We start from the raw sequence: 16,707 nt of genomic DNA, 5'->3' as shown, positions 1-16,707 counted from the left end.
CCGTCGCCGACGGTTCGCGTGCGGGCTGGCTGCCCGCCAACACCGCGGGTACGTACCACCCCAGCAGAAGCCCCCAGCACCACACCGCTGAAATCCTCTTTCGACGGTACGAGGGAGAGGAGCCCGCAGACCACCCGGTCGCCGTACGGGCCAGCACGCTTCGGAACCTTCGGATTGCTTGCATGACGCCTCCTGGCGTATGTAAGCCGCCGCATCTGCCGGCAACCGCCGAGACGGCGCCGGCAGATGGATCCAGGTCCTCCACGGGGGTGCCCATCGCGAGCCGTACGTCACCGCCACCTGAAGCACAGCGGGCGCCGGCTGCACGTTCCCCCGGGGAGGGATGGGCGGCCCGCCGGTTGGATACAGAAAAGTAATCCAGAGCCATGAAATCGGTGACAAGCCTTCCGACCCGCTTTCACCCGCTTGGCCCAACGTCCGGCCATCTCCCGCAATACGGAAAATGGCCTGTGCCGCAGCGCGCAACCGACGCTGATCAGCGAAAACAGACCTGTCCGTGCGGAATTTGCATGCTTATTCCCCACCCGGCAAGATCGCGACTTCCCCACCTGCAGACCAAGAGATGGCGCGGCCCCGGATGAACAAATTCCCCACCTTCTGCTGTTCGGAATTACCCATCCCGGCCGGGATGCACCACGCGAAGCGTCCGGCCGGGGCCCGACGGCTGGGCACGATCGACGCTCCGACCCGAGTGGACACCGTCTCGGCTCTCGTGGAAGTGAGGTTTCGAAGTCGCGCCCCCACGTGGCCGACGGCGGTCCCCGGCCTGGGCGGTTCGCGCGATCAGGAGGCCGCCCCTTCCTTCCGGGGGGCGGCCGAGGTACCGGGCACCGGTCGCGGCGAGACGGGATCTGCCCGGGCGAGACCGATGACGGTCCCGCCCGGGCAGACGGCCTCGTTGGCCATGCGGCTCAGGTGGTCAGTGCCTGCCTCCTGGCTCAGATCCCCGGGCCCGCGAGGTACTGGTACGGGGTCGCGGCGGTCGCGCTGCCGGCCGCGTTGGTGACCGTGATGTTGGCCGGCCCGGGGGCGCCGTCGAGGGTGGGCGGCGCGACGGCGGTGACGGTGGTGTCGCTGATGACGACGAAGGGGGCGGACTGGCCGCCGAAGGTGACCGACTGGGTGCTGCTCAGGGAGGTGCCGGTGATGGTGACCGCGGTGCCGCCGGAGGCCGGGCCCGAGCCGGGGGTGAACGCAGTCACGGTGGGCACGTCCACATAGGTGTAGGTGAAGCCGTTGTTGGTTCCGCCCGCGGTGGTCACGCTCACCCCGACCGATCCGACCGCCGCGCCCGCTGGCACGGCGACGGTGATCACACCGTCGCTGACGACGGTCGGCGTGGCGGTGTTGGGCCCGAAGTGCACGGCGGTGGCGGTCGACAGCCCGGTGCCGGTGATGGTGATGACGTTGCCGCCCGCCAGCGGCCCGGAACTGTCGCTGAGCGCGGCCTTGAACGGCGCGCCGACGTAGTAGAAGCTCAGCGGGTTACTGGTGCCGCCCGGGGTGGTCACGGTCACCTGGACCACCCCGCTGCCGGAGGGTGAGGTGACGGTGACCGAGGTGACCGTGTTGGCGGTGATGGTGGCCAGCTTGGAGCCGAAGTGCACGGCCGTGGCCCCACCGAGGTTGCTGCCGGTGATGACGACGCTCTGTCCGCCGCCGGACGATCCCTGGTTGGGGGAGATGGGCACGACTGCCTCCTTGAACGAGGTGAGGTGAACCGCGAACCGTGCGTGCCCAGGAAGAGTCACAAGCCCCACACGGTGCGGGTCGGACCAGGCCCCGGCGAGGGTGAAACGGACGGCCGAGGCGGTGAACCGGGCGCCGACGGGCCGGTCCACGGGTGTGGCCGGGCCGCTTTCCGGACGTGAGGGCGGGACGGTCCTGGATGACTGTCGCCGGTCGCGATGGCGGGCGGATCGTTCACGCCCCTGCCAGGAGAGCCCACGGCGCCATTGGTAGTGACCGGCCGTACGGCAGGCCGACGCCCCACTCCCCCGGAGAGGATGGGCAACCCACCGGATTGGACGCTTCTAGTAACCCATTAAGGTGACAGGCAGGCAAGGCACTTGACGCCACATCACCCTATTGGCGGCACATGTCGGCTGGGAGCGCGGGCCGTCCCGCGGACGGCCCTGGCGCCGGGAATGGGGCTTCCTCACCGAACGGCGGTCGCCCCTTCGACGCGGGTACGGGCCGCCGACGCCGGTCCCGTCGGAAGGAATCAGTTCCGTCGCGCGGCGGCCTGGGACCAGGTCGTCGTCGACGAGGCCCACCGCACCACCGGCTCCGAGGGCAAGACCTGGGCCGCCGGCCGCGACGACGACCAGGTCCCGTCCGTGACGACGACCAGGTCCCGTCCGCCCCCCACGAAGTGTCAACCGTTGCTGACGCCGGGCCTGGTCAGCGCCTGGCATGGGAGCAGACGGGGGGCGCGCGGGCGAGCATGTACACCGGCATATGCCAGCGACCGTTTCGCCGGTCGGCGGCACCGGCGGGGCGACCGGGGATCCGCGCCCATGCGAACCCCGGCACGCCGAGCACAGTTGTGCGACGGGCGGCCGGACGCATGCTTGGCCTGCTCGGCCTGAAATTCCGGGGAGAACCGCGAGCGCTCCAGCACCGCAGAGGTCTATGCCAGTCGCCCTCCATTGCGCGCTGCGAAAATTGTTAAGCACTCAACGGCCGAGATCCGGCCACTGTTTGGCTGATCTCCGCGTGCGACTTGACATGGCATACATGGGGCCTTTGCCAATTGACTGCCGGGCGATTCGCTCGCTCAAATTGCACAGCAATCGGCGATGTCTTGCAGAAACCTTTCTTCTCCCACTCCTGGGCTTCGTGTATATTTCCTGGCTTCCCATGGGTCCCATGAGGGAGCCGTAAGCCATAGCGAAGCCTGCTAGGAGTGGAATGCTGACCGGAGAGGAATACATCAACATCTGCGCCCTCCGATCCCGAGGGTTGTCCATCGCCGCAATCGCCCGTCTCCTCGGCCGCGACCGCAAGACCGTGAGCTCCTATCTGAGCGGGAAGCGCACAGTCGGAGTCCGCAGCTCCGGCAGGGACGAGTTCGAGCGGTTCATCCCCTACTGTCGCCGGCGGTTGCAGGACGATGCCCACTTCCAGGCATCGATGCTGTTCGCCGAACTCGTCGATCTCGGCTACACCGGCGGCTACTCGACCTTCACCCGCGCTCTGCGGACCCATCAGCTGCGTCCCCGGTGCCCGCTGTGCCAGCGTCCCCCCCGCACCCGCCCCGGCCGGCCGGACAACGCGGAGGAAGTGCACTTCCGCTGGTTCGTCCTCTCCGACCCCCCTGCGGACTGGGGCAGCACTCATGCTTGCATCCTGGTGGGACGCCTGACCCACTCCCAGCGCTGGAGCGCAGTGCTCGCGGAGCAGATCGATCTCGGCCACCTGGTCGACTCCGTCGACCGGATCCTGCGCCAGTTCGGCGGAACCGGCTGGCGCTGGCGCTTCGACCGGACGCAGCCGATCCCCTGCCCGGGAGGTGGCAAATTGACCACGGCGCTGGGCAAGGTCGCGAAGCACTACGGTGTTGTCGCGGATCTCAGTCCGGCGCGGCAAGACGCCGACGACCAGGCGATCGGGCAAGCACTCGTCCTGTGGTGGCAGACCATCGGCGCGGACACCGGCCTGCTGGAGGCGCAGGAGAGCCTCGGCAGGCTGGCCAGGATCATGGACGCTCGCCGGGCCGCGGCAAGCGGCGGCCATGACGGGTACGCCGTGCCCGCTGCGACGGTCCTGCTCGACCTTCCCCACGACCCGTACCCCGCCAAGATCAGCGTGGCTCGCGCGGTCTCGGCCAACAGCATGGTGTCCTACCGGGGCAACCTCTACGCGGTTCCACGGCATCTGCACGGTCACACCGTGGAAGTGCGCCGAAGGCTCGGTGATCCCCTTCTGGCGATCGCGACTCCTCGGGGAAGGGTGATCGTTCAGCATTCACTGGCGCCCGACGGTGCCAGCCTGTCGGTCATCGGCCACCGGCACGGGATCAGCCTCGAACGCCCGCTCCCGGTACCGAGGCCGGCCTGCCACAGCAAGTTGTACAGACCGCCGTCCGTCGAAGCGCTCGCGGCGGCCCGAGCGCTCCGACCGGACGCCTGTCAGGAGGACGGATTAGAGCCCGGTCAACAGGCTGACGGTTCGCCGGGGCGTCCCGGCCGATCCTGGTGGTGGACGGGCGTTCTCGATCGGATCCGGAAGGAACCGACCGAGGGCGACGAGGTCGTCCGTTCAGAGACCGTGATCCACCTCGCGATGCATCGATAGCGACTCGGATGGAGTAGCGCCAAATTGTATGAAGACTACTGAATTCGCCTTCGATTGCCGGAACGTCAATTCTTCGCACCACTCTGCCGGTCTGCGCGCCCTGCTGCCCGCCCTCGGCGGTGAATTACGTTCCGTTCATGCTGGGGTCCCGCCAGCATGAACGCTTCTTTATCGGAGGGGATTCGGATGACCCGTTCTCGTCCCGCCACCGGCATCCTCGCCGTCGCCGTCGCATCCGGCGCCGCCCTCGTCATCGCCCCCGCGGCACAGGCCGCGGTGGCCCCCAGGCTCCAGATGTCGGCGTGTGCCGCCGATCTCACGGCCGCGATCGCCGGCAACGCGGCCGCGATCGACGCCGACTCCGTCGGCGACACCGCCGGCGCTCGCACCGACAACCTCCGCACCCTCGTCATCCTGGCCGGAGCGGGGCTCACCTGCTTCTGCCAGCCGGCCCAGGTCCACGCGGACATCATCGCCGCGGCGACCGACGGCATCCATGCGGCGGTGTCCAACGCGATCGGCGATTCCGCCGCTGCGCTGAACAGCGAGAACGCCGTGGCGGCCGCGTTGACGGACGCCCTGGAGGTCGTCCCGTATTCCGAGGTGTGAGGTCTCACGGCGCACGGGTGCTCGTTGTCGCCCCGCTCGGGTGTGGAACCTTGGTGGTCGAGCCGCGTTGTGGAACCGTCGTTGCGGTTGCCGGGCAGAGGAAGGCCGACAGCGACGACGAGCCGGCTGTCGGCGTCGACCACCGCCCACTGGTTCCTGGTGATTTCTTCGGAGTGGCTGGGCACTGCGTTTTCGGCGGGATCGGGGGCCAGATCGGAACGGTGACGCCCTGACAGAGCCGGCAGTGTGAGCAGTCACTCAGCCGGACGGCCGTGCCTCCCGCCGAAGATCTGGGCGGGAGGCACGGCCGTCCGCCGGGTGGGCGCCGATCAATCGGTGCCGGCGCCAACGTGAGGGCGTCGGCAGGTGAAGCCGCCCATCCCGCCGGGTGCGTCGTGCCTGTCGTCCTGGCTCGCCTCAGCCCGCTGGTTCACCCCTGCGCCGGGCCGAGTCGGCCGTTGGTCCGATCGGTACCGGGCTTCCGTTCCAACCGGACTCGGTCTTGGCCAAGGGCCGGACCCCGAGACCGCGCGTCTTGTCGGGGAGGCGGCCCCGAGGCCCACAGCCTCAACATCGCGATGGCCCCTGGCGACGTCCCGAGACACTTCCATCGAAGTGCGGGCGTACGATCCTGCAGCCCGATGGCTTCAAGCCGAACTCGGCCTGCCCGACCGACCCGGCACATGCCGGGCACGGCTTCAGTCGCCACGTGGTGGCGCATCCGACGGACTGGAGGTCGGGACCGGCTACTGGTGGCCCGCGGTCCCCGAGCACCGGCAGCCTCCCGTGGAACTGCTCGTGTTCCTCGAGGCCGGGCCGCCCCCGGTGTCCGTCGGATTCGGCGGCAGCGTGCTCGACGACGCCGAGAGACTCCTCGAGATCCCACGGCGGCACTGCGCCGGGCCGGACGACCGGCCACGGACGGCAGCACCCTCCGGGCGAAGCCCCTTACCCGACTCCGGACAAGCCTGTCACCGCTGGAGCAAGCGGTGCAGATCCTGCTGTCTCACGCAGTCCGCGAACATGACGTTCTCGCTCAGACCCGTGAGCAGATCGAGGACAGCGGCTAGCGGCTGATATTCCGTGCGGATGGCCGGGCGCTCACCGCAGGCCTTCAAATGCTCCCAAAGCGCGTGGAAGTAGTCCTCGAGTTCCAGACGCGCGTCGAACTGCGCGCTGAGCCGTTCGGGATCGAGGCGACGCAGGGCGTCGCGGTCGAGCTGAGTCACCGAGTTGATGATGCTGTTGAGGACTTCACGGCTCTCGGTGCTTGAGCTGGGCATGGGTGCTCCTGACGATGTGCGCAGTGGATGATTGAGGCTCGACGCTCGATGTGCCGTCCGGCCTGGTCGGATCGCGGGCGCCCGCACGCCGGTGGACACAACCGGTGGCGGGTGGTGTTCGGGAACACCGCGTCGTGCCCCGGAGTACGGTTTACCGGCCGGGCACCGGCAACCGGGGCGCGTGGCCGGCGACCGCCCCTGAACGGTCACCACGCGGCAGTACTCCGGCTGGACAGCGGGACGGCGGCCCACACCGTGCAACTGCCGTCCGTACCCAGCCGCATCCCCCACTCCTGCGAGCAACCCGCAACGAGCGCCAGGCCTCTGCCGTGGTCCTCGTCCGGCGTGGCGCGGTGCAGCCGCGGCACCGTGGAAGTCTTTCCCTGATCACGGACCTCCAGCAGGAGCCGGTCCGCGGTCCGGCGCAACCAACCGGTGATGTATGCACTGTTGGAGTGCTCGAGGGCGTTGGTGACGAGTTCGGAGATCACGAGCAAGGCCGCGTCCCGGGCATGGTCGGCCCGAACGTCCTCGGCGTCCAGCCACAGCCCTGCCAGCCGCCGGGAGATCGGTACCGCGCGATCGAGAGAGGGAAGCCTGAAGGACAGCGGACGGCCCCTGACCCAGTGGCTCAGGACATCCTCGGCGAGAGCTCCCGTCGGCCGTCCGTTGATCTCTGCGGTGGTCAGTGGAATCTCCTCCTCGGTGAACGGCGGGGGCGCTTCTCGGCTCACGGGCCGAAAGCGGCTGCCGGTACGACTGCTCGCGGTTTCGCGGCTCAGGCCGCGCCTGCTACACGAGGACCATTCCCTCCAGCGAACAGGGGACTCCCTGTTCGCTCGACGCTGGTTCATGCGTTCTCCACGGCCCGTGGCCCACGTTTCGCCGCGGAAGGCTCCTCGGTTCGTCCAGGGCTCTTCTCCCACCGAAGGATTGGAGCAGCCGACCGAGCGGGCGCCGGACTGGTCGAAGTAAATCAGAAATCGATTATCCGCGGGAAGCGATCCGCTCCAAAAAGGGGGCGTGTTTATGCGATGCAGGCGCCTAGTGTGACGTTAAGAATAGTTGTTCGCGCCATCGGTGATCTGGCGGAATGAACTTGACTTGTTTCGCTCATTTAAGTCCGGGTTTCACAGCGAATACGGGCGCCGGGGCCATTGATCCTGGCCTTCGGTGGAACTGTTTTGGCAAGTTTTCTTGCGGGCGTCCGGGGCGGCCGGCGACTCGCTCATGGAATTCCGCACCGACCTGGCCGAAATCAGCCGTTCCGCTTGGGAACGACCGGCCGACGAGGAGAGGCCGGGGGCGCGGACGTCCGCGATGCTTGCGGACTCGACGGGGCGCCCAGCGGACTGCTTGCGCCGTGGGCTTCGACCAGCCCGATTGCACCGGGGTCGACTCCGGCACGTGCCAGGGCTTCGCAGTGCAGAAGCAGCCAGGCGAGGCAGGGAAGGGGCGCCGGCCCATCGGATCGACCGTCCCGATTCACCGCCGAGCCCCGGATGACTGCGTGAACCTTCGCCGTCCGGTCGCTGATTATCAGAGCGACCGCCGAGGGCGGAACCCTGCCGGCAGCCTACGCACGCCCGCATGTGTCCGCCCGGAGAGAGCCTCTGCCGGCTCCTGCGGAAGCGCCCCGGTGAACCGCTGAGGGCCGGTGCGACAAGAATCGCACCGGCCCGCGGATCCAATTCCTCAACCGGGGGGATGGCAACACGCCTCCTCAGCGATGAGGCGCAAGCCGGAAGCGCTGGCAGACGCGGCAGCTGCTTATCCCCCGGAGAGGATGGGTGACCCACCCGATTCGGATGTATCTAGTTACCCATCGAGCCGAAATAGCCGCAATCCCCTGACCTATCAATTCACCCGTATGGCCGAGCGTGTCGGCAATGCAAACGCCTGTGCGACCGGACCGGAGGCCCCTCCCGTCGGGCGATTTTCATATTCTGGACTGCTCGCTCGGAAAATTGGACAGCATATCCGAAGGGACTGCCGAATGATCGCGGAATACCGCCCGTGGGAGCTGGCCGGGATCCGTGACAGCGATCAGGACACACTGACCCCGGCCTCGCGACCGGGTGAATGGTTGCCGATGGGCGGTGATCGGCACCGTGGTCCGATGGCTCGCAGGGTTCTCGCTCCGCGGTTCGTCGATCAATCACGATGCCGGCTCTCGACTGCCGGCCGACCTGCCCGCGACGACTTCTGAGGCCCTCATCGACGTGATCCTCCAGGTCGAGTGCACCGGCCTTTCCTGGCGCCCGGGACGAAATGCCCAGTCAAGAGCTGACATGGCCCCGATCGGATCGCAGACTCTTCTCACCACGAGTGGCTTCCGCAATACTCACGCCGACGTGAACAGCCGAGTCTTCGATCGCCTCGGAAACCGCGGCCTCAAGTTCGGACGGCATCGCAGCGGGCAGCTCTCGCAGGAGACCCGCAAACGGGGGAATCCGATCTTTCCGTGATGCGCCGCCCCAGGCGCCGTGGGTCTCCTCCGAGTAGACCGCCTCGGCGATCCAGGCATGCATCACGCTTGCCATGCGCCGTCGGATCGCCGCACGCCGAACCTCTTGCCGGATGTACCGGATGATTTCCATCCCCCATCAGTGCCGCCACCATCCCTCCCGGGCGCCAATGGATCGGCGCAGCGATACCTCCGTCTTCTGCGGGCACCGTTCCCAGGAAGGCAGGTGGAGGAATGCATCCGAAGGTGTTGTTTCGTCGGCGCGCCACTAGAGACTTGCGACTATCCGAAGATAGCGTCAAGATTCTCAGTGTCGGCGTACGTTCGGTCTGCGCTGCGCTGGTTCGATTACGTTTTGACCGGTCTTCGGCAAAGCCAAACGTTGACGGTGGACGCACTGACTTCCGGACGAACGCAGGCGGCCTACCACTCGTGGCACACCCGGGACGGCGCCCGCGACGGGCCTGCGATCGGCGATGACCACGACGGACTCCCCCGACGGTCTCCGGTCTCCGGTCCGGGCGCGGGGACGCCCGCACAGGTCCCCGCGCCCGGTCGGCCCTTGGCGTCGGGAGGACAACTGACGGACCACCGGACAGGCAGACATGACGAGAGGTTCCACGGTGGCGTCTCGCAGGCCCCGGTCGCGCTGTGGCGACCACACCGGGCTCCCCCGCATCAGATCGGCCGTCCCACCGTGGAGCAGGATCAGACGCCTCGACGGCCTCCAGGGGCACGTCACGGAGCCCGCTGTCGTGCCCGCGCGCCTGGTCGGCGCTTCCTCGACCGGTGTCCTCCTGCCGGGCGGCTTCGGTGGTGCCCTGCCGACGCTGACCGACGACGGCGGTGCGGGCCGCCGCCAGATCCTCGCCGGCCCGGGCACGGGCTTGTTCCCGCTCAAGTCGGCGAGCGGCAAGCCGTCGGCGAAGGACGGTTCCTTCCGACTCGTCGCCCTCTGTCGCCATCCGGTCCGAGAGTCCGCTCGGACCGGCCGTCGGCGTACTCCGTCGGTGGACGGGCGCGGGCCGCGCCGTGAGCGGGTCCCCTGGGGGTGGCGCGTCCCACTGGTGATCGGATAGCTCCCACTGCTCCCGAAGCCGACGGCAGGCGGCAGCGGCGGCGGCGGGACCGCAGGATCGGCAGGTTTCCGGGTCCTCCGCGTCGCGGACGGCCAGGGGCCCGCGGCAGAGTGCGCACTCGGGGATTCGGACCGGTCTGGCCCCTGTGACCGTCTCGCTCGCCCGGTCGACGACCCTGATCAGCCAGGGAAGCGGGGAGACCACCGAGGACCACGGAACAGCGCCGACCGGCTCCCTGCGGCGCGCGAACTCCCACGCCGACTCGAGAGCTTCGAGAATCACGGCGCCATGGACCTCAGGGGATGTGCTGTAGTCGGCGAATGTTGCGACAATGTGCTGAGCGAGGAGGTTGAGCTGTCGCTCGGTCAGCCGGTCAACCAGTTGCCTCGGCAGGCGCCCGAGAGCCGATGACGCGGCTTGCCGTCCCCATCGCGTCTGCTCGTCGGTCATCGACTGGATCATCTTCTGGTCGGCTTGCCGTCTGCCGTGCCCTGCCGGGCCTGCGCCGCCCCCGTTGGCTCCCGCCGCGCATCCTCGCGCGCGTGGGCGCACGGTTTCCGGTGCGCGGGACGAACAACCACCCACGACGGCCGACATGTTCAGCACGTCATGTTGGGGGGATCGTGTTTCTGTCACCGGATCGGGGGGGCCCGGTGTCACCGGACTGGGGGAGTCGGCTGTCACCGAACCGGGGGCCTCCCGGCGCACGCCGAGCGAGGCTCCGCGATGGGAATCCGGTCCGGAGTCGAAGACCTCGACACCGCCGCCCGCGGGCCCGTCCGCGGATCGCAGCGCGGGAACGGGCCCGCCCGGGAGAGACTCGCTCTGCCCGCTCGGTACGCGGACGGGCATGGGATGGACGACGTATCTGTACCCCCTGTTCTCGCCCTGTCTCCTGCTCACCCAGCCCTGGACCAGGAGTTCGGCCACCGCTTCGCGGGCCGTGTCCTCCTTTATCTGGCACTCGCGTGCGATTCGCGCGACGGGAGTCGATTCGGTGAACCGCTGCCGCAGGGAGAGCAACGCATAAACCTTGAACCGGGTACCGGCCAGATGCGCCCGAGCATATGAGCCGACGCACACGGCCAGCTCATCGTCGGCCAGTGGCCGAACACGCCGGTTCATGGTTCGGGTGGCAGGATTTCGAGACGCGCGAACCAGATTCTTGGCCTTTGCCTTGGCGATTAGGCGGTTCACACCGCCCCGGGACAGCCCCAGCTGTCTCCCGATCGTCTCGTCAGCGGCGAAGCACAATCCTGACTTCCAGCCGTAGTCCTGCACCAGCGTCACGACCCGGATCAGGTCACCGGTCAAGTCCTTGTCACTGAGCCACGCCGCTGGGAACCGGGTAGCGGGCAGGCGAGCTTGCCCGGTCGCACGCGCCTGCCCGTGAGCAGTCCCCGGACCCACGGCCGGTTCCGTGTGCACGGCGCCCGAGTATCGCGGACTCACGGAGCACCGCCGAAAGCCCGACGCTCGCTCACTACCCTGCCCGGCCCGGCCGGCCGGCCATCGACACCCGGATTGTTCGAGGAGCGATGCGCCGGCCGTCCCAAAGTCGTCGAGGCGACTTTTCCCGCGGTCGGCTCCATTTGAGCGGTGATCACTCGTGCTCGAGAGCCTGCTCGGGGAGGTCCTTGGAGGTTTCGCTCATTGAGGACTCTGCGCCCTCCTCCTAGACGGATGGAGCGACGACCCGGGACACGGACAGGGGCTGGCTGGCAGATTTTGATTCGGTGATGCAAAATGGCATTGCCTACTTACGGACGTGTGAGGAGGCAACGGCCCGTCAGGACGCAGGTTCTCGCAGGATCCCAGGTGTGCGGATGGGCCGAGGCAACAATGGATTCCGTCGTCGACTTGGGCATGTGCTCAGTGACGGTGGAAGCAAAGCGTTCAGACGCCGAGGCATGTGCCTGGCGCAAAGGCGGTGAAGGTCCGGTGGTGCGGACGGAGCCGTCTCGTTGCTGCTAGGTCATGTCAAGACCTCCCCGTAGGGGTGCAGGGTGGTTGAAGAAGGCCGAACGAACAATGAGAAGCGATCATGAGCGGTCGCTTCTGCCAGACGCGGTTTCGCGTCCAGATGCCTGAAGGGTGATCTGGGACAGCGATGTCGCGTCGACTACCCCTGGAGCCGTCCGGACCTGCCAGAGTCCGGGCGGCTGATCCATGACTGGGCCATGGCTTGACCAAGAGTACCCGGTCCATAACAGAGTGTGAATACTTCTCGTACACGACTCATCTTCGGGGCCCTCTGCAACTGCTTGCGGGAAACTTCGTTCGAGTCGGCCGACGGACGGCTCGAACGCCCCCGTTCCCGTCGCCGGGGAAGGTTTCGGGCGGGACGGTCGAAACCCGCGGTCAGCCGAGGATTCCGCGGTCGCGACGGAATGCCGCCACCGGTCGCCCGCGGGCCGACACGGAGGCCGCCAGTTGATCACCGAGTGGGCGCAGCTGCGTCGATCGCCACCACGGCTCATGCCGACGGCCATGACGCGGCATCAAACAGTCCTGTCATTGGTCACCCGAATGAGACACACAACCGCCGTGCCGCTCAGACAACCTGAGCTTCCGTCAATCGGCTGACTGAACGGCAAGGGTCGCAACGGGTTCGTCCGCCCGAAGCCGGGCCGCCTGCGGCTCCGCGCACCGGCGCGCCATGTTGGGGAGAATCGCAGAGTATCTGGCACTCTTCGCGGCCACCGCGCCTGGAAAGTGGGGAAGCCGAGCGAGCGGAGACGGTAGCGCCCGCTTCGACCGCTCCCCTTCCAGTGTCAGCCGCAGGACCGCTGCACGCCCGAACGAGGAGCTCGGCGACCTGAGTAAAAGCTCTGAGCGCGGGCAGCATCAGCATATTTCAGGACACCCGGATGCCGCACATTTCTCGGTGATTAGCCCATCGTTGTCGGGGCATGAGTCCAACAGCCAAGCCGCCTGTTCCATTGTTGCTGGAGCGAGACAGGATCTGTAGTGCCGGTGATAACTGGCTATTCGTTCCAGGCCGGAGGAATGCTGTGGGTGATCTGGAAAATGGCTATCTCGTAAAGAACGGCGAACGCGTGGCGCTGACGCATTGCTCACGCCAGCTGGCCGAACTCTTCCGTGTCCTGCGTCGGCTCGAGTTTGAATTCTCGATGCGGCTGTACCGATCAGAGCAAGACTGATTGAGACCGCCGGCCGAGATCCACAATGACGCGAACAGGAGGGCTGCTTTGCACGAGTCAACGAACACCGCTTTCAACCCCTACTACGCAGCTGGATTCTTCCCCGATGACGGAGTGATACACAACCACACCCTCTGGCCGCCCGCCGGGCAGCTGTCCGCCGACCTGTCCTATCCGGTCGTCGATGGCTGGGCCGATCCAGGCCTGCAGTCGTACCCTTCGGATGCGGAATCGCTCGAAGGGGAACTCGGCCGGCCGGCCATGGGCTTCCGCCCCCAGTTGATCGCTCACCGCCGGGAGCGTCACGCACGCCCGGCGCGCCGTCGCTCCGACATCGTGGGATCCGTCATCGGATTCCTGACTGCAACGATCGTCACTGTGGTGTGCATCCTCGGATGGATAATTTCCTATCATCCTCTGCAGAACGTGGCACTTTCCCAGCTTCCGAGGGGTCTGTCCCAGTACTGGCCGGTCGTCGTCTACGGGCCGTGGATGGCCGCTTCCCTCTCCGTTCTGCGGGCCGCTCTGGGAGGACACAAGGTGGCGAATTCCTGGACGGTCATCCTGGTGTTCGCAGGTATCGCCAGTCTCCTGTGTATCGTCGACTCTCCCAGCACAATGCCTGAGGCCGTGGTCGCGGGCCTTCCGCCGGTGACAGCTGTGGTGTCCTTGCAGCAGATGGTGCGCCAGCTGCTCGTAACCCGACAAATGCGCCAGGAGGATCCTCGGCAGAAACCCTCACACCGGGCATCCCGCTAGCGCGTCGGCATCAGAGGAGCAAGGACCGGGAGGGCGCGTCCGCTGCCCCCGACCCTGCGGCTGCGGGCGTCCTGTCATCGCTGGAGTGGCCGATGGCTGCAATGCCGGTGGTGAGACATGCCACCCCGGATGCTCAGCCCGGGAGGACGGATCGCAAGCCCGAATCCTGGTGTGTTTCCGGCCCTTTGTGAATCCCTTCCTGCTCGGGTCCTGATCGCCGAGCGATTCTCTCGCCGTCACTCCCGTTAGTCCTGCCTCTGGTTGGAAGGATTCCTCGGCGTGGCCAAGTCGGCCCGCACCTCGGGAGTCGCTACGGGAACAGACATCACGCGCGCCGCCCCTGCCGCGCGGGAAATTTCCTACCAGAACCATTTATGCGGGAGGCCTCGACGGCCGCCCCCCTTACGATGCCGGTGCCTGCCACTGCGGACCTCGACCTTTCCGGGGGCCATCCGTCCTACGCGCCTGCCCGTTGAGATTCCTGGGCCAAACTACGGCGTTGGTCAATCCCCTGGCGCTGACCGTCGCGTATGGAATCCTGGTACATCTCGGGTTCAGCGACGCCTCGGCGGCACCCACTGCCGTCCCGTCATTCTGACCGCCTTTCCGGGCTGATCGTCTTTCCGGGCCGGAAGGCGTCGACCTGCAGCTGAGCCCGGCACCGGAGTCGAAGGCCCTGGTGCGGCGACCGACTGCTTCGCGTCGACGACCTGCTGTCGGTCCACTGCCCGCGCGAGACCTTGCGGTCGGTGGCGATCGCTGCTCCTTCTGTCTCCGCCCCCAACATCGCTGCCCCTGGGCAACGGACCTTTGCAGACGATCAGCATCTTGCCGAGCCGGGTCACAACAAGTTGGCCCAATAGAGTGAACCTTCCCCCTTTCGGGTGATCTCACGTTTGGCGCGGGTAGCTACGGAAGGCGTGCTAGGGGCTGCAGACCGTAGCCACGCCCCGGCACCGAATCCATTCGGGGCCGGTGACCATGCTCTCCACCACGAAAGGAACGACACCGATGATCCTCGGTCTGCTCGGCGACCTCCTCGCCGTCCTCGGCTGGCTGCTCTAGCGGTTGTGTGACCCACCCGGCGGCGAGCCGGCCCCGATCACCCGCTCGGTGATGGGGCCGGACTCATCAACCACGATGGCCGGTGCCTCCTACGGCCGGCACCAAACCCCGCGGCAACTGACGTCTACTACTCCAACCCTCCGTTGAGGCCGGACCTGCGACGACTGGCGGCAGGCCACGGTCGTGGAGTTGACCAGATACCCGTTCACCGTCAGGCGGCGCTCTACGACTGGGCTGATCAGCCATCTCTCGCGCCGGCCACCGCACGTGGCCGCGCACCGCCACGGCCGCCTGCTCCTGGCGGCCGACGTCTCGCCGCGACCTGCCCGGACCGCTCGTTCTGCCACACCTACGACGGTGGCGACGCCAAGCGCCTGGCCAAGGCACAGCGCGCCCTGGTTCGGACCGAGAAGGGGTCGACGCGCGGGAGAAGGCGAAGCGGCGGATGGCTCGGCTGCACCACGAGGTGGCGGTCCGGCGCGCCAACGGCATCCACCAGTTGACCAAGCAGCTCGCCACCGGGTTCGCGGTCGTGGCGGTGGAGGACCTGAATGTGGCGGGGATGGCCGCGTCAGCGCGCGGCACCGTGGAGCGGCCCGGTCGGGAGGTCCGGCAGAAGGCCGGTCTCAACCGGTCCGTCCTCGACGCCGCGCCCGCCGAGGTCCGGCACCAGCTCACCTACAGGACTTCCTGGTACGGGTCGAAGCTGGCAGTCTTGGACCGCTGGTTCCCGTCCAGCAAGACCTGCTCGGCCTGCGGAGAGAAAGACCCACGCCGCACGCTCGCCGATCGGGAGTACCACTGCGGGCATTGCGGCCTGCGCCTGGGCCGCGACCTCAACGCGGCCCGAAACATCGCCGCCCACGCCCGCCTCGCACCACCAACCGCCCCTGGTGGAGGGGTGGCCTCCTCGAAGGAGGACGCCCGTGGAGCGCACATGAGCCCAGTGGTTCCTCGGGACTGCCGGCAGAGCGCGACGAAGCGGGAAGACAGCCGGCCACCCGGCCTGCTGCCACCCCCGCGGAGCGATCGGCTGGCGCTCCCACCACCCGCGTACACGGGCGCCGACGAGCACGCCCGCCGGCAGCGCGAGCGCCACCGTGCCGCCCTCGCCGTCGCCCGCGCCGCCCGGGCCGGGCGATCCCGCTGCGCCCGGCCCGGCGGTCGACGCATCTGCCCTGCTCAAACCGAGGATGACAAAGGCGCACTACGCCAACCAGGCACCGGCCGAACCGGTGAACGTGAAACCACGCCAACCCGCCCTGACCCGCTAGGAGCTGTCCGGCCGATCATCCGTAGGGCGGCTCGGTGGTAACTTTCCCGAAGTCGTGGGAGGGGCGGGCAGGCAAGTGGAAAGGGAGTTGCGGCATGCCGCTGTCGTGGCGCTCGCCGAGCTCGGGCGAAGTCACGACTACCGTGACCGCGCGGATGCCGGTCAAGGTCCGGCAGGGTTCGCCGAGATGCAGGAGGCCCTTGAGCCGCTGCTGGAGCTTGTGCTCAACCCTGGTGACACCTTTGTCACCAGGGTGACCACAGAAGCTCTGCTCCGGCGAAGGGACAGGGCCGGAGTTTCGACAGTCGCGTCCGCACTGGCAGCCGCCAACCCGAACCACGGGGATTGGATCCATACCGCAGTCGTCGAGGTCTTCGGCATCTTCTCCCGCGACCGGGACGACGCGATCCGGTTGTGCGAGGAACTGTCGCACGCTGACGACCGCGTTGCCCGGGGGCCCGTCAGCTGCACGAACTCCTGACTGAGATCGATCCCGTTCTTCGCCCCGCTTAGGACTCCTCCGGTCGATCATGTGACTATCGCCGGTCTTGCTCGTTGGTTCGGGGCATGGGGCGGGGTGATCTGACGGATGCCGAGTGGGAACGGTTGCGGCCGTTCCTTCCGGTCAGCAACAGGCGTTGCGGCCGGTGGCGCGACCACCGGCAGGTGATCGACGGGATCCTGCACC

Annotated in this window: 12 protein-coding genes and 1 pseudogene; 9 read left to right on the top strand and 4 right to left on the bottom strand. The window is 67.6% G+C overall.

Annotated elements, in window-relative coordinates; all coding sequences use genetic code 11:
* Positions 1 to 959: 959 nt before the first annotated feature.
* A complete protein-coding gene (locus tag ABZW30_RS39985) occupies positions 960 to 1,712 on the bottom strand; it encodes an IPT/TIG domain-containing protein (protein WP_355676217.1) in 753 nt (250 codons plus the stop codon).
* Positions 1,713 to 2,934: 1,222 nt separating this feature from the next.
* Here ABZW30_RS39985 and ABZW30_RS39980 point away from each other — a divergent pair.
* The gene (locus ABZW30_RS39980) at positions 2,935 to 4,320 is read left to right on the top strand and encodes an IS21 family transposase (protein WP_355676216.1); all 1,386 of its coding nucleotides are present in this window, start codon (positions 2,935 to 2,937) and stop codon (positions 4,318 to 4,320) included.
* A gap of 186 nt (positions 4,321 to 4,506) precedes the next feature.
* Complete coding sequence (locus ABZW30_RS39975; RefSeq protein ID WP_355676215.1) at positions 4,507 to 4,929, top strand: hypothetical protein; 423 nt, start codon at positions 4,507 to 4,509, stop codon at positions 4,927 to 4,929.
* Between the two features lie 971 nt (positions 4,930 to 5,900).
* Here the strand turns inward: ABZW30_RS39975 and ABZW30_RS39970 are convergent.
* The 3 genes from ABZW30_RS39970 to ABZW30_RS39960 form a co-directional block, all read right to left on the bottom strand.
* Positions 5,901 to 6,212 (bottom strand): hypothetical protein, encoded by a 312-nt coding sequence (locus ABZW30_RS39970; RefSeq protein WP_355676214.1) that lies wholly within the window; start codon positions 6,210 to 6,212, stop codon positions 5,901 to 5,903.
* A gap of 206 nt (positions 6,213 to 6,418) precedes the next feature.
* A complete protein-coding gene (locus ABZW30_RS39965) occupies positions 6,419 to 7,066 on the bottom strand; it encodes an ATP-binding protein (protein WP_355676213.1) in 648 nt (215 codons plus the stop codon).
* A gap of 404 nt (positions 7,067 to 7,470) precedes the next feature.
* Positions 7,471 to 7,716, bottom strand: a complete 246-nt coding sequence (locus ABZW30_RS39960; RefSeq protein WP_355676226.1) for a hypothetical protein — start codon at positions 7,714 to 7,716, stop codon at positions 7,471 to 7,473.
* Positions 7,717 to 8,311: 595 nt separating this feature from the next.
* Here ABZW30_RS39960 and ABZW30_RS39955 point away from each other — a divergent pair.
* The 7 genes and pseudogenes from ABZW30_RS39955 to ABZW30_RS39925 all read left to right on the top strand — a co-directional run.
* Positions 8,312 to 8,680: a hypothetical protein gene (locus ABZW30_RS39955; RefSeq protein ID WP_355676212.1), complete on the top strand. Its 369-nt coding sequence runs from the start codon at positions 8,312 to 8,314 to the stop codon at positions 8,678 to 8,680.
* Between the two features lie 754 nt (positions 8,681 to 9,434).
* Positions 9,435 to 9,758 carry a hypothetical protein gene (locus ABZW30_RS39950; RefSeq protein ID WP_355676211.1) on the top strand — a complete coding sequence of 108 codons (324 nt, stop codon included), beginning with the start codon at positions 9,435 to 9,437 and terminating at the stop codon, positions 9,756 to 9,758.
* A 3,014-nt stretch (positions 9,759 to 12,772) separates the two neighbouring features.
* Positions 12,773 to 12,922, top strand: a complete 150-nt coding sequence (locus ABZW30_RS39945) for a hypothetical protein (protein ID WP_355676210.1) — start codon at positions 12,773 to 12,775, stop codon at positions 12,920 to 12,922.
* A gap of 48 nt (positions 12,923 to 12,970) precedes the next feature.
* Positions 12,971 to 13,681: a DUF2637 domain-containing protein gene (locus ABZW30_RS39940; RefSeq protein WP_355676209.1), complete on the top strand. Its 711-nt coding sequence runs from the start codon at positions 12,971 to 12,973 to the stop codon at positions 13,679 to 13,681.
* Between the two features lie 1,510 nt (positions 13,682 to 15,191).
* Positions 15,192 to 16,061, top strand: coding sequence for a transposase (locus ABZW30_RS39935; RefSeq protein WP_355676208.1), 870 nt, complete (start codon positions 15,192 to 15,194; stop codon positions 16,059 to 16,061).
* Positions 16,062 to 16,125: 64 nt separating this feature from the next.
* Positions 16,126 to 16,500, top strand: coding sequence for a hypothetical protein (locus ABZW30_RS39930; RefSeq protein ID WP_355676207.1), 375 nt, complete (start codon positions 16,126 to 16,128; stop codon positions 16,498 to 16,500).
* An 86-nt stretch (positions 16,501 to 16,586) separates the two neighbouring features.
* Positions 16,587 to 16,707: pseudogene (locus ABZW30_RS39925) on the top strand (IS5/IS1182 family transposase); the annotation flags it as partial.

Origin of the sequence: Kitasatospora sp. NPDC004669, from assembly GCF_040609455.1 — a bacterium.
Lineage (GTDB): Bacteria > Actinomycetota > Actinomycetes > Streptomycetales > Streptomycetaceae > Kitasatospora.
Note: the sequence above shows the minus strand (reverse complement) of the source record. Positions and strands in the feature narration are given on the sequence as shown.

Coding starts and splice junctions, on each gene's coding strand:
- ABZW30_RS39980 (WP_355676216.1), top strand. CDS start 2,935: ATGCTGACCGGAGAGGAATACATCAACATCTGCGCCCTCCGATCCCGA.
- ABZW30_RS39935 (WP_355676208.1), top strand. CDS start 15,192: ATGGCTCGGCTGCACCACGAGGTGGCGGTCCGGCGCGCCAACGGCATC.
- ABZW30_RS39970 (WP_355676214.1), bottom strand. CDS start 6,212: ATGCCCAGCTCAAGCACCGAGAGCCGTGAAGTCCTCAACAGCATCATC.
- ABZW30_RS39965 (WP_355676213.1), bottom strand. CDS start 7,066: ATGAACCAGCGTCGAGCGAACAGGGAGTCCCCTGTTCGCTGGAGGGAA.
- ABZW30_RS39975 (WP_355676215.1), top strand. CDS start 4,507: ATGACCCGTTCTCGTCCCGCCACCGGCATCCTCGCCGTCGCCGTCGCA.